The following is a 23724-nucleotide window of genomic DNA, read 5'->3' as shown; positions in this document are numbered from 1 at the left end:
TTGGATAATTCAATTAAATTAAGCTATAATAGGGATATAGATAATTAATGAAAAAATTAATGTAATAATCAAAATAGATAGGAGTGTGTTTTATGGGATTATTTAGTGGTGTTATAGGAAATGCATCAGAAGCAAACTTAGAAAAGGTTACACAGGATTATGGGAAATTACTTGGTTCTAATGAACAAATAGAAAAGGCTTATAAATTAATAAGAGACATGATTATTTTTACTAATAAGAGATTAATAGTTATAGATAAACAGGGCTTAACTGGAAAAAAGGTTGAGTACCATTCAGTACCATATAGGGCTATTACAAATTTCAAGGTAGAAACAGCTGGTCACTTTGATTTAGATGCAGAACTTAAAATATTTATTTCAGGAAGTAGTACACCAATACAAAAGACCTTTGGCTCTGGAAGTAATATTTATGAGGTTCAAGCTATTTTAGCGGAGTATTGTGAAAAATAATAGCAAATTGATATATATAAAGAACATTTAATAAATAGATATTTTTCAAAGATCATATTTAATTGGGTGATGAAACTGTAATAAATTTAAAAAAGAAAAGAGGATATTATAATGAAAATATTACTCGGTTTATTATAGAAGGAGGGAAAATGTGTATAATATAAAATATATGGGGAAATACAAAGGTGAATCACAGATATTAAATGGACAGTTACCAAAACAAGCTATACAATATAAAGAACCAAATAATATTACTAGTGTTTTTTTGATGGGTGGGTTAATTTCTTTGCCAATAATAATAATTTTAATAGTATTAATTATTATTAAGATACAAGTTGGGAATATATCGTTTGAAAATATTAACGCCGAGAATTTATTAATAAGCACTATGATTGCTATTGTTTTATCAATAGTTTCTCTTATTGTTCATGAATTTTTACATGCTTTTTCTTATCCCAAAAATGTTGTTAAAGAAATATGGGTTAAGCCAGATGAGCTAGCAGCATTTGTTTATTGTAATGCACCAGTTTCAAAAAAAAAATTTATATGGATTGTGCTTTGTCCAAATGTAGTTTTAGGCTTTATACCATATGTATTGTGGATTCAGGGTGTTTTTGACTTTAATCCATTAGTTTCACATGCAATAATTATTTTTGCTATGATGAATATTATATCTGGTATAGGAGATTATTTAAATTTCTATTTAACAATTAAGCAGGTGCCTAAAAATGCATTAGTTCAAAATTACGGATTTCATACATATTGGTTTTTAAAAAAATAATATAATTTAAGTTTAAGAGAATAGATAAGATTATGATATATGTAGTAATGCAGCAAAAAACGGCTATATAAATGAAGGTGTTTATTTTATTTATAGAGAATATATAATTTAATATATTAAAATTAAGAAGGGATTGAAGAGTGTGTTAGAAAAAAAGTTGAACATGAAATTGTTAAAAGAGAAATATGGGGTTTGTAGATTAGATAAAAAAGAACCTATTCCAAATTGGGGAATAGATGGAGAATTTTATTCTATAACGAAAACAGAAGATGAATTATCAATTGTGTGTTTAGAAGATAATATTCCTGAAAAAATACAATGTGAAAAAGAATGGAGAGTATTGAAAATAGAAGGTCCATTAGATTTTTCATTAGTAGGTATACTTGCAGCAATAAGTAACTTAATGGCTAAAAATAGTATAAGTATATTTGCAATATCTACCTATGATACAGATTATATACTTGTAAAAGAAAAATATATTGATAAGGCTATAATGGTATTAGTAAATGATAGATATGAGGTTGCAAGACAAGTAACTTGATAAATATGTATTTGTAATGGGGAGATGTTTTTGCATCTCCTTTTTCTTTTATAGTTTTTTATACTATGTCTGCCTACTAAAATTATACTCTAACTTACAGAGTGTTAATATGTAGTCTATTAAAAAAAATATCTTATCAACAAGTGATAAGGAAGTGGTAATAAGGTAGTAAGATTTTACATTTTGTTAACTTAAAGACAATATGAAATTTACAAAAGCAAGTTATAGTTGGTTGTAATATGGAGGTGGGAAAATTGTTGGAATTGAAAGATATAAAGAAACAGTTTAATGGGAAGGTTGTTTTAGATGGAATTAATCTAAGCATAAAAAATGGAGAGATTGTTTCGTTATTGGGGCAAAGTGGAAGTGGAAAAACTACATTATTAAACATTATATTAGGTTTAACAGATATAGATAATGGTAAATTAATATTTAATGGAGAAGACATTACTAAATTATCAATGAGAGAAAGAGGATTTAATATTGTATTTCAGGATTATGCGCTTTTCCCAAATTTGAATGCTTATCAAAATATAATATATGGCTTGAAAAACAATCCTAATATATCTACTAAAGAAGAAGTCGAGGAAATTATAGAATTTTTAGGGTTAAGACCTCATTTAGAGAAAAAGATAGATGAACTTTCAGGTGGACAAAAGCAAAGGGTGGCATTAGCTAGAACATTAGTTATAAAGCCTAAGGTTTTACTTTTAGATGAACCTCTAAGTGCACTTGACGGAGTAATTAAGGAATCTATTAAAGAAAAAATAAAATCTATTTCAAGACAGTTTAATCTTACTACAATTATTGTAACCCATGACCCAGAAGAAGCCTTAACTTTATCAGATAAGGTATTGATAATAGATGAAGGTAATATATCACAATTTGGAAGTCCAAAGGAGATAATGACTAACCCTAAAAATAAATTTGTAGATGAGTTTATACTAAATCAGCTTAGAATAAAAAGAAAAAATATTTATAACTTGTTTGGAGAGTGTTATGAGTAAGACGAAGTTAGAAATAAAAATAGTGTATAAAGCATTAATAGTATTCTTTATTATATTTTTAATAATTCCATTAATAGTATTATTATTTAAATCTTTTCAAGTTGAAGACGGGATAGGGATATTTAATTATATTAAAGTTCTAAAAGATGTAGAGCTAATAGCGTCAATAAAAAATAGTATATTTATATCATTATGCACAGCTGTAATTACAACACTTATAAGCTTTATACTTGCTTATGTATTAAATTCTACTAGGGTTTTTAAACCATTAAAGAAGATTATTAATACAGGAATTGCAATACCTATGCTATTACCATCAATTGCATATGGATTTGCCATAATATATTCTTTTGGCAAGCAAGGATTATTAACTAAGATATTTGGACGAGAGTTATTTGAAATTTATGGTTTTAATGGGCTTTTGATAGGATATGTTATATACACATTACCATCAGCTTTTTTAATAATAAATAATTCATTTAAGTATGTAGATAAAAAATTTATTGTTGTTTCAAAATTAATGGGAGATAACTCTATAAGAAGGTTTATAAATACAATATTAAGACCGCTTATAGGAAGTATTGCAGGGGCATTTGTATTAGCATTCATATTAAGCTTTACGGATTTTGGTATTCCAGCATCTGTTGGTGGCAATTATAATGTTGTTGCAACTTATCTTTATCAAACTATGCTTGGAGCTATACCTAATTTCAACTTAGGAGCTGTAATTGCAGTATTAATGCTATTACCGGCAGTAGTAGGAGTTTTAATATTGCAATATGTTGAAAGATTTAATTTTAATTATGATAAATTTACAAAAGTAGAGGTTGAAATAAATAAACTAAGAGACATAATTTTGGGAACAATTTCAATGGGGATTATATTAGGAATATTATCAATTTTCATAGTAATGTTTATAACACCGTTTATGAAAAATTTTCCGTATGATATGAGTTTTACACTGAAGTATTTTATTAATACACTTCATACAAATAATATTTTACAAGTATATAAAAATTCAATTATTGTAGCTACTTTCTCAGCAATAATAGGAACTATAGTAGCCTATGCTTTAGCCATGATAAATTCACGGACATCAATAAGTAAAAGGGCCAAGCTTAATATAGATATAATATCCATGGTAACAAATACTGTGCCAGGAATGGTGTTAGGTTTAGCTTATTTAATGTTATTTAATAAAAGTGATTTAAAGGGAACTTTTATTATCATAATTATTTCAAATATTGTTCACTTTTTTACAACACCATATTTAATGGGAAAAAATGCTCTATCAAAAATGAATCCATCATGGGAAACTACAGGGGAGTTAATGGGAGATAGTTGGATTAAGACAATTTTCAGAGTTGTTATTCCTAATTCAATAACAACAATTATTGATATGGTTAGCTACTATTTTATAAATTCTATGGTTACAATAAGTGCAATTATTTTCTTAGTAGGATCTAGAACTACAGTTATTACTACTAAGATAAAAGAATTTCAGCATTATGCAAAATTTAATGAGATTTTTGTGTTATCAATAATAATATTTTTAACTAACATAATAGTTAAACTTAGTTGTGACTACCTTAAGAAAAGAATTACTACTGAAAAAATTATTAAAAATAAATTTAACAGGGGGAAATTAACATGAAAAAGGTGTTTAAATCAACGGCAGTAACATTACTTCTAATTACTATCATTACTATATTACAGGCATGTGCTAGCAAGGAACCAGATAAAGTAGTTATTTATACTAACTCTGATGAGGAAGCTATTGAGGTAATTCAAAATACTTTGAATAAAAATGGGTATGAAAACCAATATATCCTACAATCCTTTGGAACTTCGGAGCTTGGAGGAAAGCTTATGACAGAAGGTAGTGAAATAGAGGCTGATCTTGTAACAATGAGTTCATATTTCATTGAAAGTGCTCAAGAAAAGCATAATATGTTTGAGGATATTACATTTGAAACAAACTCATTAAAAAAATATCAATCTTATTATGCTCCTATTTTAGCTATAACAGGAGCATTATTTATAAATACTGAAGTAATAAAAGAAAAAAGTTTACCAATACCTACATCAATAAAGGATTTAACAAAGATAGAATATAAAAATTTAGTATCTATTCCTAACATATTGGATTCATCAACTGGATGGTTGCTTACTCAAGCAATAATCTCTGAATATGGAATGGAAGAAGGTGGAATTGTATTAAAAGGATTAATAGAAAATTGTGGACCGCATATTGAATCTTCAGGTTCTGCTCCAATTAAAAAGGTAAGGTCTGGAGAAGTAGCAATAGGTTTTGGACTGAGGCATCAAGCTATTAACGATAAGCTAGAAGGAAAACCTATAGATTATATTGATCCAAATGAAGGTAACTTTTCATTAACTGAATCTATTGCAGTTGTTAAAAAAGATGATAATAAGACAAAGATAGCCATGGAAATGGCAGAAGTAATAATTAAAGAGGCAAGAAAAGATTTAATAAAAAATTATCCAGTTATTTTATATGAAGGTGAAGATATTAGCCAGGAATATAAAGCAATTAATTCAAAAGAATTTAAGGAACCTTTAAAAGTTAAATTGTTAGAGGAGCATCAAGAATTTTTTAAGAAAGCAAGGTTAGCTTTAAATAAATAATTAATAAGAAGGGGGAGATTAAAATGAAAAATTATAAACTTTTAACACCAGGGCCATTAACTACAACCAAAACAGTGAAGGAAGAGATGCTTTTTGATCGTTGTACTTGGGATGATGAATATAAGAACATTACTCAAAGTATTAGAAGTCACTTACTAGATATTGCACAAGTTTCTTCAGAAGAATATACATCAGTATTAATACAAGGAAGTGGAAGTTTTGCAGTGGAAGCAGTGCTTGGGACAACTATTAAAAATAAAGATAAACTTCTTGTTATAGGGAATGGTGCTTATGCAGAAAGAATGATAAGCATGGCTAAATGTATGGGGATAAATTGTGTAGTTATCAGAAGTGAATATAATAATTATCCTAATATGAATGAAATTAAAGGGATGCTTGAAGAGGATAAATCTATAACTCATATAGCTATGGTACATTGTGAAACTACAACAGGTATATTAAATCCTCTTGAGGAATTAGCGGTACTTTCTAAGGAATACGGAAAAATATTAATTATTGATGCAATGAGTAGTTTTGGTGGTATTCCAATTAATGTTAAAAAACTAGAAATTGATTATTTAGTTAGTAGTGCTAATAAGTGCATTCAAGGAGTTCCAGGATTTGCATTTATTATAGCTAAAAAGTCTGAATTATTAAAATGTAAGGGTGTATCAAAGAGTTTATCATTAGATTTATATGATCAATGGGAAGCTATGGATAAGGATGGTAAGTGGAGATATACTTCACCAACTCATGTAGTTGCAGCATTCTTAAAGGCAATAGAAGAATTGTTAGAAGAAGGCGGAGTTGAAGCAAGATATAAAAGATATAGTGAAAATAATAATTTGCTTAGACAAAAGCTAGGAGAACTAGGAATACAACCGTATATAAGTAAAGAAAAACAATCACCAATAATAACTACATTTGAATTTCCAAATAAGGAATTTGACTTTATAAAATTCTATAATTTTATAAAAGAGAGAGGATTTGTAATATACCCAGGTAAGTTAACTAATATAGATACTTTTAGAGTTGGTAATATTGGAGAAATATATTTAAAAGATATAAATGAACTTTGTAAAATAATAGAAGAATACATTGAGGGAGGAAAATAAATTATGAATAATATTGAAGGCGTAATATTTGATTGGGCGGGAACAACTGTTGACTTTGGATGCTTTGCACCGGTAAATGTATTTATTGAAATATTTGAAACTGCTGGTATAGAAGTAACTATGGATGAAGCTAGAGGGCCTATGGGAATGTTAAAAATAGATCATATAAGAACAATGCTAGAAATGCCAAGAATAAGTTTGCTTTGGAAAGAAAAATATGGGAAAAACTATAGTGAAGAAGATGTTGAAGCTCTGTATGCCAGATTTGAACCTAAACTGTTAGAGGTTTTAGAAAATTATACAGAACCAATAGATGGAGTAATAGATGTAGTTGAAGATTTAAGAGCAAAAGGAATTAAGATAGGATCAACAACAGGATATACCGATAAGATGATAAAAATAGTAAGTAAAGGTGCAAAAAAAAGAGGATATGAACCAGATTGTATTGTTACACCAGATTCAACTAACGCAAAGGGAAGACCACATCCACATATGATTAATAAAAATATGCAAGTACTTAACCTTCAAGAAGCTTATAAGATTATTAAGGTTGGAGACACTAACTCAGATATTAAAGAAGGTTTAAACGCTGGAGTTTGGTCAGTGGGTGTAGTTGTTGGAAGCTCAAATATGGGGTTAAGTAAAGAAGGATTTGACCATATTTCAGATAATAAAAAAGAAAAACTAATAACAAAAATAGAAACAGGATTTATGGAAGTCGGAGCAGATTTTACAATAAGAACTATTAAAGAATTACCAAAACTAATTGAAAAAATAAGTGAGTTAGTGGGAAAAGGAATAATGCCTAATGGGAAATAGCTATAAATTCAATATAGCTTAGTAGCAACCTAAGGTTAGGGACTATGAATTTCCTCGGTAGCATGTAGCAATTTCTTGGCAGACAAGCTGACGACTCAAAAACACCCTTGGGTGAGTAAAGATTTTCCAGGTGCAAGTAGTGCCTAAAATAAAATAATTTTAATGATGAACTGTAATAGAGATAAAAACTTTATTGCAGTTTTTGGGTTTATAAAAATAAGTTTAAGGAAATAATTAAGAAACAGCAAAAGTAGGATTTTCTCATGTTATAATTTGATATATTAATTATAACCATATGGAGCAATTAAAGTGCATATAAAAAACGCTGGTGTAACTAAAGGTTCGCTAGCATTTTTGAGTTTAAAATGATTGTTAGCAATTTCCTTTAAGGAATATCCCAAACAAAATATTATATAAATATGAGAAGTCCTAAGTAAAATTAATGGTGGATTTTATGATTTAAAAGGAATAAACTCTAAGAATTTAAAGTTAACATTTGAAAAGTCTATTAAGGAAAGTGACAATCTAAGAATTATAGAGGTTAAAAATGAAAAAGAGCAAATTGAAATTAGTGGAAGCTAGGTAAGATAAGAGTTGTAAATGAAAAGAATGAAGCTGTAATTAATCAAATTTAATATAGCCATACTCAAAAATCGGCGCGATAAATTATCAACTCTCTGTTTGCCTAAAGCCTTAACATCAAATCCTGCATTCCGTAGTATTTCTAATGGCATTTTCCCGGTATTATATTCAGAAACATAATACTCCTTAAATTCATCTGTATAAGTGATGGCTTTATTACTAGCTTTTTTAACAAATGGATTTAGTGGTAAATCTTTCAATTGTTCATCTGTAAAATAGTTTCTTCCAATACCTACAATCCTCCTTTAAAATATTTTACAATAAAAAAAGACCCTATAAAATAGAGTCAGTTAAATAAATGCTTAGCACTTTTTTTCTAACTGTCCATTCTATAGGTACCATTTTAAAACTTTATTGCAGTTTCTTTTTTGTTGAAAATTAATTTGGTAGCAAGATCCTATCAGATAATCTAACGACTCAAAAGTATACCTAGGTACCCTAGGTGGTAAGATAGTTGTCGTAGGAGATAAAACGTGTTAGATAAAAGTAAGTTCTTTGATTTCTATACATTAGATATTGCCCATTAATTGTTTGTTTATACTTATAAAATAGTTTGGTATAATAAAGAATAATATAGAAAAACAAATAATGGAGACGATAAAATATGGATTATTATAATATATTAGGTGTGAAAGAAAATGCATCAAAGGAAGAAATAAAAGCAGCCTATGAAAATAATGTTAAAAAAATTAAAGAGGAAGTACCAAATGAGAAAAGAGCTAAATTATTTATAAAGGCATTTGATGAAGCTTATGAAGCTTTAATGAAATTAGAAACAAGTGGACAAGCAAAGCAAAGTCCAATAAGTACTATAGAAGTAGATGAAAATAGAACAGTGATTATGAAACCACAAGAAATACAACAAGAAAAACAAAAACAAAGAAGTGTTAGTAGTGGAAGTGTGAACTCAGAAACTAAAAAAAAATCTGCAAGAAAAAGTAGTAATACTAGTAGCCAGAAGAAATCAAATAGTAAAAAAGACTATTCAGAAGATGAAGATAAAGAAAAGAAGAACAAAGAGAGAAGAAATGAAAAAAATAATAAACAAAGAGTAGCTAGAGAAAGTAAAAATAGTACAGCTAGTACAATAATGAAGATACTTATATTGCCATTAAAGATATTAGCATTACCTATAATAGCTATATTATCAGTAATAATATTATTATGTAAAATGATAAATATAGTTTCATGGATAGCATCTAAGGTTATTATAGTTGGAGCTATAGGGATAGGAGCTATACATTTATATCAAATAAATCTTGGACAAGTAATGGATGAAAAATTATTATTAGCTGTAGTTGTAGCAGTAATAGTGTCATTCTTCTTACCTAGTATTTTAAGAGTTGTACCAAAAGTATTAGAAAGCTTAAATGATGTATTAAAGGATTTAGTTTTTTAATATTCAATAGAGGTTAGTAATATATTATCAAAGCTTGATATGTTTCTTAATGGGTTTAAATATGAACCTTTTGATGAACAAATAGAAGTTATATGCCTAAGTGAACTGTAATAGAGATAATAACTTTATTGCAGTTTTTTATTTTAGTTAAAGTAGTTATAAAAGAAGCTTTAAGTGGTGATTGATGCTGTTGTTTAATATATTTAAATTATACTATCAAAAAAGTAATAAACATTATCTTCATTATCTAAATATGAGGAGTCCTAAGTAAAATTAATGGTGGATTTTATGATTTAAAAGGAGTAAAGTCTAAGGATTTAAAGTTAACATTTGAAAAATCTAGTAAGGAAAGTGACAATCTAAGAATTATAGATGTTAAAAATGAAAAAGAGCAAATTGAAATTAGTGGAAGCGTAGGTAAGATAGGAGTTAAAAATGAAAAGAATGAAGCTGTAATTAATTAAATTTCATATAGACATGATGTAAAGACAAGCTATACAAGATTAATTGATGGTAGTTATATAAAGGGAGACATAACACCCGGAGTATATTTTTAAAATTATTTTAAAACATATATTTAGAGGGGTAAAAGTATTGTTTTTAATATTGACATCACCACTACTAAGTGATACTGTATAGTGGTAGTAAGTAATACAGAATACATGTATTACTAGATAATAAAGAGGTGATTCAATTGGATAATATTACAGAAATGCTAAAAGGTGTACTGGAAGGCTGTGTTCTTGAAATTATCAGCCATGAAGAAATATATGGTTACGAGATTACTAGGAGGCTTAATGCGCTAGGGTTCTCGGATGTCGTAGATGGGACAGTTTATACCATTCTGGTGAGACTTGAGAAAAACAAGCTTGTGGAAACTACGAAAAAGCCATCAGATATGGGACCACCACGAAAGTTTTTCGCGCTCAATGATGCTGGACGTGAAGCATTAAGTAAGTTCTGGGAAAAATGGGGGTTTGTTGCGGCAAAAATCAACCAATTAAAGGAGGAGAGAAACTATGTTTGATTATATTATAAAATTGGTAATAGGCGATGTGGAAGAGAAGCGAGAATATAAACAAATGATGAAGAGGGTTGATGCCCTGCCAAAAGAGTATAAGTTTGCGTTTGGTAAAATTCAACATTATATGTATAGCATTGGACCCCTTAATGGTGACATGATAATATTTACTGACTTAGTGGATTTATTTGAATCAAGCGCGGCAGAGGGCAGACAGGTTCTTGAGGTTATAGGCAGTGATGTGGGCAAGTTTTGTGATGAGTTTATGCAAGTGTCAATTACAAATACTGAAACGCTACGAGAAAAACTAAATAAAGAGGTTGCAGAAAAATTTAACAAAGAGGGGAGATAACAATGCTTAAGCTTATTAAAAAAATGATTAGGGACAAAAAAGAGTATAGGGAGCAAATGGCAAGGGTAGAAGCGCTGCCAGAAGACTATAGGTTCGTATTTAGTAAAATTCATGAATACATGTGGAGTTTAGCGGGCGGAGACGGCTCTGATATGTTGAAAGCTCAGCAAGAATTAATAGAGTTTTTTGAAGATAGCGTAGCCAATGGCAAGCATGTTCTGGAAGTGACTGGCGAAGATGTTGTTGGCTTTTGTGATGAGTTTTTAAGCGACACGAAGAAATGGACAGATAACTTTCGTGAAAAATTAAACCGTGACATGGTTAATAAATTAGGAAAAGAAAATCATCCATATTAGAGCCAGTAACTGAATGCATATGTTATGAATTTGATAGGTAAATGGTAATAGAGTGTGCAGAATATACTTTAGTCTAATAATTCTACTAGATTAATAAAAATAGATAGATTTGACTAAGATAAATATAATATGGAGGGATAAAAATTTTGAAAAGATGTATCATGATTTTTCCGAAGGTTGAAAATATAAAGAAAATTGATGTATATGATAATCCCGGAGAAAACTCAAATGCTTCTACAATGAGTTTATAGGCTCTTAAATTATGAACATTTTAGGGGGAACTAATAGTTTCCTTAAAATGTTCATAATTTTTTTTATATTTTTAGCTATTCATTCAAGTTTACCAATGAATTATTTTTTAAACCATTCACTAACTGTTGGCTGAATGAAATGAGCTTCGAATTCTATAACACGATAGTCTTGTGTACCAGAAATTTTAAGTGGGTCAGCAGACAGATAAGCTTCAACTTCTTCAATTGAGTTACCTTTCATAATAGATAGGCCACCACTAAAATCTCCTTTAAGTCCTGAAACTAGTATTAAACCTGCATTTGCTGCTTTTTGAGAATAAGCTATATGCTCATTCATAGTAGTTTCATCTATTGAATCTGAATTTTTTAATGTACCTTCAATAACAAAATATTTCATTTTTATTATCCTCCTTTATATGTAATATATTTTAATATATTATATCATATTATGTTGGCATTTTATGAGAAATATAGAAGCATGTCAAAAAGAAACTTTTATTAGATTGAGTTATATATGAAAGGAACATTAATGAATTTGAAATATTTTTTATTTGTAAGATGATTTATGAAAATATGATTATTTTATATGAGAAAGAATGTTTTTTTGATTGGTCATATTGAGGTCACATAACTGATGTATATTTATAAGGAACAAAAGAAAATACATAAGTAAGGAGAAAAAAGTATGTTTTTAGCAATGAAAGATTTAAAGTACAATAAATCAAAATATTCTTTAGTGGTATCTATGTTGATATTATTAACCTTTATGGTTTTATTTTTATCAGGACTAGCAAATGGATTATCTTTAGCAACTAGTGCATCTATTAAAAATGCAGAAGCAAATCATTATATAATAAGTGATGATGCTGATTCAATTATTACTAGATCAACATTAACAGAAAAGCAATTTAAAGAAGTGAGTGGTATGACAAGTAGTGAGGTAACACCAATCAATTTAATGAGAATGAATATGTACAAGAAAGATTCTCAAAAAAAGTTAGATGTTACTTATTTAGCCGTAGATAAAGAGAGTTTCATGATGCCATCAATAATTAATGGAAGTGAAATATCAGATGAGGAAAATACCATCCTATTAAATAATTCTTTCTTAGAGGAAGAAATATCTATAGGAGATACTATAATAGACTCAGGCTCTGGTATTGAAATGAAAGTTACAGGATTTGTGAAAGATGAAATGTTTGGACATTCTTCCGTAGGTATTATGTCTTTAAACACATTTAAAAATATAAGAACACAAATTAATAAAAATTATGAAATAGTTTATAATGCCATTGCTATTAAGGGAGAGGAGATAGCAAATATTGAGATAGCAAATACACAAGCTCTATCAAAAGATACTATTATAAAAAATATACCAGGATATGCAGAGGAACAGATGTCTATTAATATGATTTTATGGGTGCTTTTAGTAGTTTCTGCAGTTATTTTAGGAGTATTCTTCTATATTATTACAACTCAAAAATTAACGGAATTTGGTGTAATGAAGGCATTAGGAATGGAGATGAAAACACTAGCTGCAATGATTATTAGCCAAGTGCTTATATTAGCAGGTGGAAGTATGTTGCTTGGCAATATTTTAACATTTACTATGTCAACTTTCTTACCAAGTAGTATGCCATTTTCGCTACAGGTAGAATCAGCAGTGATAATTTCAATAGCCTTTTTAATAATTTCTATATTAGTTAGTTTGGTTTCTTTAAGAACTGTTGGAAAGGTAGATCCATTAATGACAATTGGAGGACATGAATAATGACAAAATATGCATTACAATTAAATAATGTTTCAAAAGTATATCAAGATGGAGAAAATGAAAATACTGTATTAGATAATATATCATTAAAAGTAAAACCAGGAGAATTTGTAGCTATTGTTGGGCCATCTGGTTCAGGTAAAAGTACAATGTTATCTATTGCAGGTGCATTACTTTCAAATACAAAAGGTGAAGTAATAATTGGAGATACATTGCTTGATAACAATAAGAAAAACTGGAACCTTGTGAGAAGAGAAAAAATTGGATTTATTTTTCAATCTCATCAACTAATACCTTATTTAAATGTAGGGGATCAGTTAAATCTAATAGCTAAAATTTCTAAAAAGAAAAATAAAAAGGAATTTGAAGTATATGCAGATGAGCTATTAGAAGATTTAGGATTATTAGATAGTAAAAATAAATATCCGAATAAATTATCAGGTGGAGAAAAACAACGTGTTGCAATTGCAAGAGCCTTTATGAATCAGCCAGATGTTATTTTAGCAGACGAGCCAACAGCAAGTTTAGATGGAGCTCGAGGTAGACAAGTAGTGGAGATGATTAGAAAAGAGGTTAAGAAGCGAAATAAGGCTGCAATCATGGTAACTCATGATGAAAGAATATTAGATTTGGTAGATATTATTTATAGAATAGAGAATGGTAAAATTCAAGTGTGTAAATAATAACACATATCAAAGGTGTTTTAAGGAAGATTTATAGAAAACAATTTTAATTAAAGATAAAAAACTATTATAAATAAGTGAAAATCAGGTTGTTGCACAGCTAGAGTTAATTGTGTAACAGCCCTTTTTATTATTACCTAGAAATTTAAAGAAATACTATAGCAAGTACAATAGAATTAGTGAAAAGAAAGTTGAAGTAGTATATAATTATAAAAAATGTAGTTATGAAGAAGAAAAGAATTATTAATTATACAATAAAGATTTATAAATAGAAAAGGAGTAGCTAAATGGTATCAATACTAGTGGTAGAAGATAATAAAAATCTAAGAATATTAATGTATGATAGATTAGAAATGGAAGGATATAAGATTTTTCAATCTGAAAATGGAGAAAAGGCACTTGAAGTATTAGAAAGTAATAAAATAGATTTATTGATAACCGATATTATGATGCCAACTATGGATGGCTATGAGTTAATAGATATATTAAGAAAATCAGGATATAATGTGCCTGTATTAATGGTAACAGCAAAGGATAGCTTTGAAGATAAAGAGATGGGATTTAGATTAGGTACAGATGATTATATGGTAAAGCCAATTAACATAAATGAAATGATATTAAGAGTTTCAGCTCTATTAAGACGTGCCCAAATAATAAATGAAAATATATTGAAAATTGGAGATATAATATTAAATTCTGACACATTAACAGTAGATACAGGAGAAGAGGTTTATGAACTTCCTAAAAAAGAATTCTATTTATTATATAAGCTATTAAGTTATCCTAAAAAGATATTTACTCGTCAACAATTATTAGATGATATTTGGGGAATGGACACAGAAGTGGATGAAAGAACTGTAGATTCACATATTAAAAAGCTTCGCAGAAAATTTAGTGAGAGAGAAGAATTTAAAATAGTAACTATTAGGGGATTAGGATATAAAGTGGAGAGGTATGTATGATAAATAAGTTTAAAAAATCTATAAGAGCTAAGTTTACATTGACTTTTATTGGGATTCTCTCTTTTTCTTGTATTGCGTCATTTGGATTAATGTATTTATTTCAAAGTGATTTTATGAAGTCTATTATATCAGATATTAGTTCGAATTATACAAATGAACAAGTTAATCAAATACATCAAAGGTCAATATTGATTATGAGTACCTTGATTATATGTGTAATTATTGGATCTATATTAATGTTTTTTGCAACAAAGACTATATCAAAACCTATAAAATATATAAGTAATATAACAAAGGAAGTATCAAAGGGTAATTTTGATATATCCATAGATTATGAAAGCACGGATGAAATAGGAACATTAGCTAAAAATTTCAATCTAATGATAGTTGAATTGAAAAATATGGAGTATTTACGTAAGGATTTTATAAGTAATGTATCCCATGAATTTAAGACTCCAATCTCATCTATTCAGGGCTTTGTAGAAATGATAAAAAACAAAGATTTACCAGAAGAGAAAAGAGATGCATATATAGATATAATCATTGAAGAAACAGAGCGGTTAAGCAATTTGTCCTCTAACATGCTTAGAATATCTAGATTAGATAATCAAAGTATTCCAAACAAAATAACAGAATTCTCTTTAGATGAGAAAATTAGAAAAGTTATATTATTATTAGAAGATAGATGGGATAAAAAGAATTTAGAGTTAGATATAAATTTAGAAAGTGTAGTGTTTAAAGGTGATGAAGATTTAATAGAGCAGGTATGGATAAATCTAATAGAAAACGCAATTAAATTTTCTGAAGATGGAGGGAAAATATCTGTAGAATTAAAAAATTTGGAAGAGGATGTAGTTGTAAAAGTTTCAGATACTGGTATAGGAATATCTGAAGAAAGTAAAGAAAGAGTATTTGAAAGATTTTATCAAGGAGAAACATCCCACTCTAAGGTGGGTAATGGTTTGGGGTTAGCAATTGTAAAGAGAATAATAGAGATATGCAGGGGAGAAATTGAGATAGAAAGTTGTGTAGGGAAGGGGACTAGATTTATTATTAGGTTGCCTAAATATTTTGATGGCGAGTGATTTTTTAGCAGATAGTGAGTAATCATTATCTGCTTTTTTGATATGAAGTATTGAATTTATATATTTTACAGAAATGTAAGCTAAGTGAAAGCTGAAACTCCCAAGCCTAAAGGCAAGGGGTTCTTTCTAGCTTGCGATTTACCAGTTGGAACCCCTATTTTTTCTAAGTTTAAGAGTTTTTATAAATATAAGAGAACATTTATATGTTAGTAGAATAGGATGTAATATATGAAAAATATAAGGATTATCGAGGAGGAAAACAATGAATATAGATAAATATTTAGAAGAACTTGATCGTAAATATGAATGCGAAACAAAAGAGTGTAAAGAAGAAAAACAAGAACACCATAAATGCAAACCTAAACCAGTATGCCCTCCAGGACCAAGAGGACCAAGAGGAGAACAAGGATGCCCAGGACCAAGAGGCGAACAAGGATGTCCGGGACCAAGAGGACCACAAGGGCCAAAGGGAGAAAAAGGAGATAGAGGCCCAGCAGGACCAGTAGGACCAGCAGGACCATCAGGACCATCAGGACCATCAGGACCAGCAGGACCAGTAGGACCACAGGGACCACAAGGGTTAGTAGGTCCAGCAGGCCAACAAGGACCACAAGGACCAATAGGGTTACAAGGTCCACTAGGAGAACAAGGGCCGGCAGGAGCAATAGGACCAACAGGACAACAAGGAGAACAAGGAGAACAAGGACCGCAAGGAGCACAAGGTATAGCGGGACCAACAGGTGCACAAGGATTACCAGGAGCACAAGGACTAGTAGGTCCACAAGGCCCACAAGGAATAGCAGGAGCACAAGGGCCAATAGGACCACAAGGGCCTATAGGACCACAAGGACCAATAGGACCACAAGGACCGACAGGAGAAACAGGAGCAGCAGGCCCAGGAGCTATGATAGCTTTTGCATCAGGTAGTGCTGTAACTTTATCTACCTTGGCAGGAGGAACAGTTGGTTCAGTAGCTTTACTAGGTTTTGGAAATTCATTTTCAGGAAGTGTACTTTCAGGAGGAACAATAAACTTATCACCAGCCACAGCGTTAGCTTATAATATGGCGTTCCCAGTTTCAAGAAATAGTACGATAACATCAATAGCTGCATATTTTAGTAATACTTCAGCTTTAACATTAGCAACTCCTGTAGCTATTACTGCAACACTATACAGTGCTTCTTCAGTAACTAGCAATATATTTAGCCCTATTTCAGGAGCTACTATAGCTCTATCTCCAGTTGTATCTGGAAATGTTTTAGCAGGAACAGTATATCATGGAATAGCATCACTTAATGTAAGTGTATCAGCTGAAACACGTTTATTATTAGTATTCTCTATTAGAGGAACAATAGCAACTACAATTACAGGTTTTGCTAGTTCAAGTATAACAATAAATTAACAAAACAATTATTACTTTTGAGTCGGACAAGCTGACGACTCAAAAGTACCCTCAGGGGCCAATGTCATCAACTTAGTAGAATTTAAGGTTAGTATAATTAAATTTAGACTAATATTAAATTCTATTTTTTTGAATAAATGGATGGCTAAAATCTAAGATTTATTCTGTGTTTACTAGCTCCAGAATCTGACCTACGGACAGTTAGTAACCATATAATTGGAAATAAGTAATTTAATAAATTTACTATTCTGAAAAACAAAAAAACCACCTATTCTAATGTGAAATTGGTTTGAAGAACAAACTCAACATAAGAAAGGTGGTTTATATTATCAACAATCAAGAATATATTATTTCAAAATTGAAAAAAACACTATAGAAGATGGTGATTTTATCATCACCACGTCCGAAAAAATTATATGAGTTTTATATTTATAAATTCCTTAAAACCTATAAAAATAACTCGAACAATATTTATATAAAGAAGACGGAAACAAAGATTTTAAGAATGTAAAACAAGGACTTAAATCCTACATAAAATTATAACGCCCTAGGGGTACGGAGTTACATTACTTGCAGATATAGGTTTTAAAAGTATGGATTTATTTAGATTTATAGATGAGGATATTAATATCAACTATATTAGAGTAAAAGCTTACGCCATCTTCTATTTTAGCTCCTTTATTATTTTTTAATAATTGTTGACAATAATAAAAAAAGATAATATTGTTAAAAGAACTTATACACGAACAGTTCTTAAAAACGTTCAATATAAAGGAGTTGTTTATTATGAATAAAAATTCAGCAGATTATGCAGATGAAATAATAGATCTTTATAATTTACTTTGGGATGATTTTCATAAGATTTCATTTGCACAATTTAAAAAATATAAGTTTACAGCACCTCAAGCAATGGCAGTACGTCAACTTAAACGTACCAGTTATATAACTTTAAAGGAATTAAGTGAGGACTTAAGTTTATCAAAAAGTACTGTGTCAGGAATTGTTGACCGTCTTGAAAAACAATGTGTAGTAGTGAGAGAAATACCTGAGGATAATCGTCGCACAGTTAGACTATCGCTTTCACCTGAATTTATTAAAGATACGGATAGTACTTATATTAAAAAAAATTGTATTTTAGATACTATTAAAAATACAGACATTAAAGATATAGAAAAAATGATTTATGGATTAGAAAAATTCCATACTATGCTAAGTGCTAATAGTAAGGCTGATAAAACTAATGGAGATGAAGAACATTATTAAATTATCTTGAAGAAGTTAGTATATTATTAAAATAAAATACGAAGGAGAAATAGATATGACAGAATTTTGGGAAGCAACTTTTATAGAAAATCAAATTATGTGGGGATTTGAACCCTCAGACTCAGCAATGGTTACAAAGGATTTTTTTATTGAAAAGGAAGCTCGGGATATATTGATACCTGGTATTGGATATGGTAGAAACGCAAAGATTTTTATTGACAACGGAATAAATATAACAGGGATTGAGATTTCAAAAACAGCCATTGATTTGGCAAGGCAGAATGGAATTGATATTAATATTTTTAATGGTTCAGTAGCTGATATGCCTTTTGATAACAAACTTTATGACGGTATATTTAGTTATGCACTTATTCACTTATTAAGTAATAGTGAGAGAAAGAAGTTTATTAAAGATTGCTATAATCAGTTAAAGCCAAACGGATATATGATTTTTACTACTATTTCAAAAGAAGCCCCAATGTTTGGAAAGGGCAAACAACTTGGCAAAGACTATTTCGAGATAATGGAAGGTGTAAAAATGTTCTTTTATGACTCAGACTCGGTAAAAGAAGAATTTGGAAAATATGGACTCGTAGAAGTTTCAGAAGTTGTTGAGCCACATAAAAATATGCCAAATAAACCTCCATTTAAATTTATAATGGTAAAATGTCAAAAAGAACTATAGCATTGTTCAAAAGAAATGGAACATATGAAAAATAATAAGAATTGTTCAATGAAGAAATGGCAAAGGGAAATTTAGAAAAGGTAATTGAAGTTAATGATACTGGAGACATTATTAATAAGACTTTATTGAAAATATAAATTTGATAGTGTATAATGTTAAGTATAGTTAAAGTCGTGAAAATTTAAGATTTTAAATAGTTTTCTAGGGTTCCGCAATTTATTTGATAGTTATGTTTTTAGATAATTTATTCTAATGTTAATATGGAGTAATATATTTAATTAAAGCAAATAGCTTATTAAGATAATTGGACTGGTCCGAGAGAAAACCCACAATATTTTTGTGGCCACGGAGGGATAAAAGCCCGGGAGGATGTGTTAATCATATCTTCTCGGGCTTTTTCTATGTTAAAAAAGTAAGTCGAGGAGGAATTTTAAATGAAAGATAAAAAAATAGGAAATTTAATTATTAAAAATGTATTACCAAGTGTTGGGGGAATGATGATGGTTTCCCTATATATTCTTTTTGATACTATTATAGTAGGACAAGGGATTGGTAAAGAGGGATTAGCAGCACTTAATATTGGGTTACCTATTTATAATTTAATATTTGGGACCGGAATACTTTTAGGTACGGGTTCAGGTGCCTATATGTCAATGAGTAGAGGAAGAAATAATATAGAAGAGGGTGAAAAATCTGTTCTGCATTCATTAGTGATTGGAGTAACTATTGGTATTATATATACTATAATAGGTCTTTTATTTTTAGAAAACATAGCAATGTTTTTAGGAGCAAATGATAATAATATAATGTTAGTTAAGGAGTATTTAGGAAGTATAATTATATTTATTCCTAGCTTTTTAATGGTATATAATATTTCAATTTTAGTAAAACATGAAAATAGAGCAAAGTTAAGTATGATAGCAATGGGAGCTGGTGGAATAACAAATGTTATTTTAGATTATATATTTGTATTTCCATTAGGGATGGGAATGAAAGGTGCAGGTATAGCAACTGGAATATCATCAGTTGTATCATTATTAATTTTATTAACACATTTTAAGAATAGAGAAATTAAAGTAGATTTTAAAAAGTTTAGGTTTGATAAAATTATTTTTAAAGCAATAGTTGTAATTGGAGTTGGGAGTTTTATTATAGAAATGTCATCAGGAGTAGCAATTTTTTTATTTAATAGAAAGTTGTTAGAGACAATAGGTGAAATTGGAGTATCTTCATATAGTATAATTTCTAATATTTCATTAATGATGGTAGCGATATTTACAGGGATATGTCAAGGAATATTACCTAGTATAAGCCATGACTATGGATCAGGAAAGCATGAAGACATTAAGAATATAGTTAAGGTTGGAAGAATACTGGCAGTAGGAATAGGGCTATTATTTATAACAGTAGGATATTTGTTCCCCGATAAAATTTCTTCTATATTCACTAAAGATTGGAGTGACATATTAGATGTAACTAAAGAAGGAATTAGTTTATACTTTTTAGCTTTTCCTATTATGGGACTAAACTTAATACAAATAAGTTACTTGCAAGGAACAGGAAGAGGAAAAAGGGCAACTTGGTTATCTTTATGTAGAGGGTTAATATTTATATTAATATTCATAAATATATTGCCAATGATATTAGGGGTGAAAGGTATCTGGTTAAGTATAGTAGCATCAGAAATAACAGTATTTTGCATATTCTTATTACTGATTAAGGATAAGAAACAGTTAATTTAAATAAAAAACAAAAAAATAGAGCTAGTATCCAGCGAAGGACTGACCAGGCTCTATACAATAATTAGCACATGTAGGCCCACTCACCTAGTCTACTTACTGAAGTAGTGGTTGCTAGGGTAAGTTGATTTCTAATGGTACGCAACATTCTTATGTTGAGGAATAACAGTAAGAAAAGTGTGAAGTAAGAGGTATGTTCCATTCACCAAAAATAAATTTGATTAATATAGTGAATAGTTACTAAAATTACAAAAATATGATAAAATAGAAAATGATTAAATAATGAATAAATACTGTAATTTATTCGAAGTCAATACTTAAAAAGGAGTGATGGTTTATGATTAAGATATATAGAGGATTTATAATAAATAGTGTATTAACGCAGGAGGTATGTATTAATTAATAGATATTAAATACTAAATACCTCCTGGCATAGTAAGTTTTAATTTAGAACCACAATGTAGGAGGAGAAAAAATGAATAAAATTAATTTGTATAATATTGGATTAACAGAAAGGTTTAAACAAGAGTCAACTATGTATGAAGAGAGCTTATATTTAGCAAGAGTATCTGTTCAACATAAAGACAAGTATAAAGTAATTACTGAATATGGAGAATTATGGGCGGAGGTTTCAGGTAAGTTTAAATTTAAAGCCTTTGGAACAGAAAGCTTTCCGGCAGTAGGCGATTGGGTTATGGTTGATAGGATAAGTGATGATAGTGGTAATGCAATTATTCATCATGTTTTAAGAAGAAAAAGCAGCTTTGAGAGAACGGTTGCAGGAAATAGAAGCGATATACAAATAGTTGCTACTAATATTGATATAGTGTTTATCTGTATGGCACTGAATGATGACTTTAACATTCGTAGATTAGAAAGATATTTATCTATTGCCTGGGATAGCATGGCTACCCCAGTAATAGTATTAACCAAATCAGACCTTTGCGATGATGTTCAGGAAAAATTATTAGAGGTTGAAACAGTAGCTATAGGGGTAGATGTTTCAGTAACAAGTAGTATTAATGAGGACGGATATGATTCAATAAAATCATATATAATGGAAAATAAGACAGTAGCATTTATTGGTTCATCAGGTATTGGGAAATCTACAATAGTTAATGGATTGATGAATGAAGAAGTTTTGGCTACTGGTGGGTTAAGAAATGATGGTAAGGGTAGACATACTACTACTTATAGACAACTTGTGATTCTACCTAATGGAGGAGTAGTTATTGATACTCCAGGAATGAGGGAGTTACAAATTTCTAGTGCTGATTTTAATAAGACTTTTTCGGATATTGAAAACCTAGCTTTAAAATGTAAATTTTCTGATTGTAATCATGAAAGTGAACCAAGATGTGCTGTTAGAGCAGCAATAGAGAATGGTGATATTGATGAGCAACGCTTGGAAAACTACAGAAAACTTCAAAAAGAGCTAAAATATCAAGAATTAAAATCAAGTAAACTAGGAAAGAAAAAGATATATTAGAAAAGATTTATATGAATACCTTTCTCAAAAATAGGTTGTTAAATATGAACCATATGATGTTTATAATGAAGATGCAAGTAAGGCAGAAGCTATTTACTGTTCATAGAGTTATTGGTAAGTGTAACCCCGAAAATACGCCATCATCGAGGTTGTTGGAACGACTTTTAATGATAAGAGAGGGACATTTTAGAAAACCAGCTTATTTCAAAAAAACAATTGATGGGAAGGCAATATGGCATGATGCCTACCAATATTCCATATTGGAGGAAGATTGGTTTAATTCTACTAAATAATATATAGAACTTTGATAGACTTATTTATTATTTAGTAACTTATAAAGGTACAAGTAGTGCTTGAAAATATTGAAGACTTTAACTTTAGAGAATGTTCTATATTAAAATACCCCTAGGTGTTAATTCATATTTTGAATCAATACCTAGGGGCTTTTAAAATATAGTTATTAAAATTTACTTTTTGATTTATATATTGTTAGTATAAATTCCTCACCTAACTCTTGAAGTTTTGGCTCTATGTTGGATATTGACATCATATTTTTAATTATCATTGGAATACCTCTCCCAAGCTGATCTATAAACCTCATATTCTCCATATATTTAACAAGAAATGGATTTCTAGCAAAGGACACACCAACTTTCATCTTTTCTGTAGTTACAGTGTTTGGTAATCTTCCTGGACTTCTAAATTCTATTCTATCATTAAACATGAAAATTCTAATTTTAGATCCATAAATACTATAATTTCTATGAACTAATGTATTTACTAGAGCCTCTCTTAAAACTATTAGAGGATAATCCTCTTTTTCAGTTCTCTTAAGATCTTTTATAGTTGATGGGGTTAATATATTATTTTTTATAATAGTAAGTGTACTTTCAGCTATTTCTTGAATTCTTCCTTCAATCACTTTTTTATCGATTAACTCATCTGAAATGTCATTTCCATTAAAATGAGCAAAACTAATGCCATTTTGAGGTAAGCTATTACTCGGCATCTTACCAAATATCAATAGGCCACCTACAGAACAGACTTTTTCACCAGAAGAGATAGCCACCCGAAAAGGTATTTGTGAAGTGATAATAGGTACACCAAAGGCGGGCAGGGTCAAAACAGAAATGGGAAAACTGGTGTATTTAAGTTGAATTGGATACCTGAAATTCAAAGATTCGTAGATATAAAGAAGGAGGACAAGTACAGTTCTTTGAGTAATTATGGTATTTAGGGGTG

Annotated in this window: 25 protein-coding genes and 1 riboswitch; of the genes, 22 read left to right on the top strand and 3 right to left on the bottom strand. The window is 29.4% G+C overall.

Annotation, left to right across the window (positions count from 1 at the left end):
* Nucleotides 1–92: 92 nt before the first annotated feature.
* The 8 genes from J1C67_RS18960 (at nt 93) to phnX (ending at nt 7382) form a co-directional block, all read left to right on the top strand.
* Nucleotides 93–470 carry a PH domain-containing protein gene (locus tag J1C67_RS18960; protein WP_167867429.1) on the top strand — a complete coding sequence of 126 codons (378 nt, stop codon included), beginning with the start codon at nt 93–95 and terminating at the stop codon, nt 468–470.
* A 151-nt stretch (nt 471–621) separates the two neighbouring features.
* Nucleotides 622–1251, top strand: a complete 630-nt coding sequence (locus J1C67_RS18955) for a DUF3267 domain-containing protein (RefSeq protein ID WP_167867428.1) — start codon at nt 622–624, stop codon at nt 1249–1251.
* 142 nt (nt 1252–1393) lie between these two features.
* Nucleotides 1394–1792, top strand: a complete 399-nt coding sequence (locus J1C67_RS18950; protein ID WP_167867427.1) for an ACT domain-containing protein — start codon at nt 1394–1396, stop codon at nt 1790–1792.
* 254 nt (nt 1793–2046) lie between these two features.
* Entirely contained in the window at nt 2047–2799 is a 753-nt protein-coding gene (locus J1C67_RS18945) for an ABC transporter ATP-binding protein (protein ID WP_167867426.1), read from the top strand.
* A complete protein-coding gene (locus J1C67_RS19605; protein WP_167867425.1) occupies nt 2792–4453 on the top strand; it encodes an ABC transporter permease subunit in 1662 nt (553 codons plus the stop codon). Before J1C67_RS18945 ends, J1C67_RS19605 begins: the two co-directional genes overlap by 8 nt.
* Nucleotides 4450–5448 carry an extracellular solute-binding protein gene (locus J1C67_RS19600; RefSeq protein ID WP_167867424.1) on the top strand — a complete coding sequence of 333 codons (999 nt, stop codon included), beginning with the start codon at nt 4450–4452 and terminating at the stop codon, nt 5446–5448. The genes J1C67_RS19605 and J1C67_RS19600 overlap by 4 nt, the downstream gene beginning before the upstream one ends.
* Before the next feature lie 23 nt (nt 5449–5471).
* Nucleotides 5472–6563: a 2-aminoethylphosphonate--pyruvate transaminase gene (phnW, locus tag J1C67_RS18935; protein ID WP_167867423.1), complete on the top strand. Its 1092-nt coding sequence runs from the start codon at nt 5472–5474 to the stop codon at nt 6561–6563.
* 3 nt (nt 6564–6566) lie between these two features.
* Nucleotides 6567–7382 carry a phosphonoacetaldehyde hydrolase gene (phnX, locus tag J1C67_RS18930; protein WP_167867422.1) on the top strand — a complete coding sequence of 272 codons (816 nt, stop codon included), beginning with the start codon at nt 6567–6569 and terminating at the stop codon, nt 7380–7382.
* Between the two features lie 578 nt (nt 7383–7960).
* On the opposite strand, the gene J1C67_RS18925 is transcribed toward phnX, so the two are convergent.
* Complete coding sequence (locus tag J1C67_RS18925) at nt 7961–8254, bottom strand: HTH domain-containing protein (protein ID WP_341479242.1); 294 nt, start codon at nt 8252–8254, stop codon at nt 7961–7963.
* Nucleotides 8255–8628: 374 nt separating this feature from the next.
* On the opposite strand from J1C67_RS18925, the gene J1C67_RS18920 reads away from it, so the two are divergent.
* The 4 genes from J1C67_RS18920 (at nt 8629) to J1C67_RS18905 (ending at nt 11152) form a co-directional block, all read left to right on the top strand.
* Nucleotides 8629–9423: a J domain-containing protein gene (locus J1C67_RS18920; protein WP_167867420.1), complete on the top strand. Its 795-nt coding sequence runs from the start codon at nt 8629–8631 to the stop codon at nt 9421–9423.
* Nucleotides 9424–10117: 694 nt separating this feature from the next.
* A complete protein-coding gene (locus J1C67_RS18915; protein WP_167867419.1) occupies nt 10118–10450 on the top strand; it encodes a PadR family transcriptional regulator in 333 nt (110 codons plus the stop codon).
* A complete protein-coding gene (locus J1C67_RS18910; RefSeq protein WP_167867418.1) occupies nt 10443–10796 on the top strand; it encodes a DUF1048 domain-containing protein in 354 nt (117 codons plus the stop codon). The genes J1C67_RS18915 and J1C67_RS18910 overlap by 8 nt, the downstream gene beginning before the upstream one ends.
* Nucleotides 10797–10798: 2 nt before the next feature.
* The gene (locus J1C67_RS18905) at nt 10799–11152 is read left to right on the top strand and encodes a DUF1048 domain-containing protein (RefSeq protein ID WP_167867417.1); all 354 of its coding nucleotides are present in this window, start codon (nt 10799–10801) and stop codon (nt 11150–11152) included.
* Nucleotides 11153–11503: 351 nt separating this feature from the next.
* Here the strand turns inward: J1C67_RS18905 and J1C67_RS18900 are convergent, their stop codons facing one another.
* Nucleotides 11504–11800, bottom strand: coding sequence for a YciI family protein (locus J1C67_RS18900; protein ID WP_167867416.1), 297 nt, complete (start codon nt 11798–11800; stop codon nt 11504–11506).
* Between the two features lie 288 nt (nt 11801–12088).
* Here J1C67_RS18900 and J1C67_RS18895 point away from each other — a divergent pair, with 288 nt between their 5' ends.
* The 10 genes from J1C67_RS18895 (at nt 12089) to J1C67_RS18850 (ending at nt 22775) form a co-directional block, all read left to right on the top strand.
* The gene (locus J1C67_RS18895; protein WP_167867415.1) at nt 12089–13174 is read left to right on the top strand and encodes an ABC transporter permease; all 1086 of its coding nucleotides are present in this window, start codon (nt 12089–12091) and stop codon (nt 13172–13174) included.
* A complete protein-coding gene (locus tag J1C67_RS18890; RefSeq protein WP_089973344.1) occupies nt 13174–13857 on the top strand; it encodes an ABC transporter ATP-binding protein in 684 nt (227 codons plus the stop codon). The genes J1C67_RS18895 and J1C67_RS18890 overlap by 1 nt, the downstream gene beginning before the upstream one ends.
* Before the next feature lie 287 nt (nt 13858–14144).
* Nucleotides 14145–14819, top strand: a complete 675-nt coding sequence (locus J1C67_RS18885; protein WP_167867414.1) for a response regulator transcription factor — start codon at nt 14145–14147, stop codon at nt 14817–14819.
* Complete coding sequence (locus J1C67_RS18880) at nt 14816–15904, top strand: HAMP domain-containing sensor histidine kinase (RefSeq protein WP_207253538.1); 1089 nt, start codon at nt 14816–14818, stop codon at nt 15902–15904. Before J1C67_RS18885 ends, J1C67_RS18880 begins: the two co-directional genes overlap by 4 nt.
* A gap of 262 nt (nt 15905–16166) precedes the next feature.
* Nucleotides 16167–17306, top strand: coding sequence for an exosporium glycoprotein BclB-related protein (locus tag J1C67_RS19755; RefSeq protein WP_167867413.1), 1140 nt, complete (start codon nt 16167–16169; stop codon nt 17304–17306).
* A gap of 786 nt (nt 17307–18092) precedes the next feature.
* A complete protein-coding gene (locus J1C67_RS18870; protein ID WP_167867412.1) occupies nt 18093–18569 on the top strand; it encodes a MarR family winged helix-turn-helix transcriptional regulator in 477 nt (158 codons plus the stop codon).
* Between the two features lie 55 nt (nt 18570–18624).
* Nucleotides 18625–19254, top strand: a complete 630-nt coding sequence (locus J1C67_RS18865) for a class I SAM-dependent methyltransferase (protein ID WP_167867411.1) — start codon at nt 18625–18627, stop codon at nt 19252–19254.
* 190 nt (nt 19255–19444) lie between these two features.
* Nucleotides 19445–19624, top strand: a riboswitch (guanidine-I (ykkC/yxkD leader).
* A gap of 64 nt (nt 19625–19688) precedes the next feature.
* Entirely contained in the window at nt 19689–20996 is a 1308-nt protein-coding gene (locus J1C67_RS18860; RefSeq protein WP_167867410.1) for an MATE family efflux transporter, read from the top strand.
* 472 nt (nt 20997–21468) lie between these two features.
* Nucleotides 21469–22482 (top strand): ribosome small subunit-dependent GTPase A, encoded by a 1014-nt coding sequence (gene rsgA / locus J1C67_RS18855; protein WP_167867409.1) that lies wholly within the window; start codon nt 21469–21471, stop codon nt 22480–22482.
* 11 nt (nt 22483–22493) lie between these two features.
* Nucleotides 22494–22775, top strand: a complete 282-nt coding sequence (locus tag J1C67_RS18850; RefSeq protein ID WP_243176855.1) for a GNAT family N-acetyltransferase — start codon at nt 22494–22496, stop codon at nt 22773–22775.
* Nucleotides 22776–22942: 167 nt separating this feature from the next.
* Here the strand turns inward: J1C67_RS18850 and J1C67_RS18845 are convergent, their stop codons facing one another.
* Nucleotides 22943–23506, bottom strand: coding sequence for an ATP-binding protein (locus J1C67_RS18845; protein ID WP_243176853.1), 564 nt, complete (start codon nt 23504–23506; stop codon nt 22943–22945).
* Nucleotides 23507–23724: the final 218 nt, after the last annotated feature.

It is taken from the genome of Clostridium gasigenes, assembly GCF_017348895.1.
Lineage (GTDB): Bacteria > Bacillota > Clostridia > Clostridiales > Clostridiaceae > Clostridium > Clostridium gasigenes.
The sequence above is the reverse complement of the archived record's forward strand: the minus strand, read 5'-3'. Positions and strand labels throughout refer to the sequence as shown.

Coding starts and splice junctions, on each gene's coding strand:
- J1C67_RS18960 (WP_167867429.1), top strand. CDS start 93: ATGGGATTATTTAGTGGTGTTATAGGAAATGCATCAGAAGCAAACTTA.
- phnW (WP_167867423.1), top strand. CDS start 5,472: ATGAAAAATTATAAACTTTTAACACCAGGGCCATTAACTACAACCAAA.
- J1C67_RS18860 (WP_167867410.1), top strand. CDS start 19,689: ATGAAAGATAAAAAAATAGGAAATTTAATTATTAAAAATGTATTACCA.
- J1C67_RS18920 (WP_167867420.1), top strand. CDS start 8,629: ATGGATTATTATAATATATTAGGTGTGAAAGAAAATGCATCAAAGGAA.
- J1C67_RS18880 (WP_207253538.1), top strand. CDS start 14,816: ATGATAAATAAGTTTAAAAAATCTATAAGAGCTAAGTTTACATTGACT.
- J1C67_RS18885 (WP_167867414.1), top strand. CDS start 14,145: ATGGTATCAATACTAGTGGTAGAAGATAATAAAAATCTAAGAATATTA.
- J1C67_RS18900 (WP_167867416.1), bottom strand. CDS start 11,800: ATGAAATATTTTGTTATTGAAGGTACATTAAAAAATTCAGATTCAATA.
- J1C67_RS18865 (WP_167867411.1), top strand. CDS start 18,625: ATGACAGAATTTTGGGAAGCAACTTTTATAGAAAATCAAATTATGTGG.
- J1C67_RS18905 (WP_167867417.1), top strand. CDS start 10,799: ATGCTTAAGCTTATTAAAAAAATGATTAGGGACAAAAAAGAGTATAGG.
- J1C67_RS18895 (WP_167867415.1), top strand. CDS start 12,089: ATGTTTTTAGCAATGAAAGATTTAAAGTACAATAAATCAAAATATTCT.
- phnX (WP_167867422.1), top strand. CDS start 6,567: ATGAATAATATTGAAGGCGTAATATTTGATTGGGCGGGAACAACTGTT.
- J1C67_RS19605 (WP_167867425.1), top strand. CDS start 2,792: ATGAGTAAGACGAAGTTAGAAATAAAAATAGTGTATAAAGCATTAATA.
- J1C67_RS19600 (WP_167867424.1), top strand. CDS start 4,450: ATGAAAAAGGTGTTTAAATCAACGGCAGTAACATTACTTCTAATTACT.
- J1C67_RS18870 (WP_167867412.1), top strand. CDS start 18,093: ATGAATAAAAATTCAGCAGATTATGCAGATGAAATAATAGATCTTTAT.
- rsgA (WP_167867409.1), top strand. CDS start 21,469: ATGAATAAAATTAATTTGTATAATATTGGATTAACAGAAAGGTTTAAA.
- J1C67_RS18910 (WP_167867418.1), top strand. CDS start 10,443: ATGTTTGATTATATTATAAAATTGGTAATAGGCGATGTGGAAGAGAAG.
- J1C67_RS18850 (WP_243176855.1), top strand. CDS start 22,494: ATGAATACCTTTCTCAAAAATAGGTTGTTAAATATGAACCATATGATG.
- J1C67_RS19755 (WP_167867413.1), top strand. CDS start 16,167: ATGAATATAGATAAATATTTAGAAGAACTTGATCGTAAATATGAATGC.
- J1C67_RS18890 (WP_089973344.1), top strand. CDS start 13,174: ATGACAAAATATGCATTACAATTAAATAATGTTTCAAAAGTATATCAA.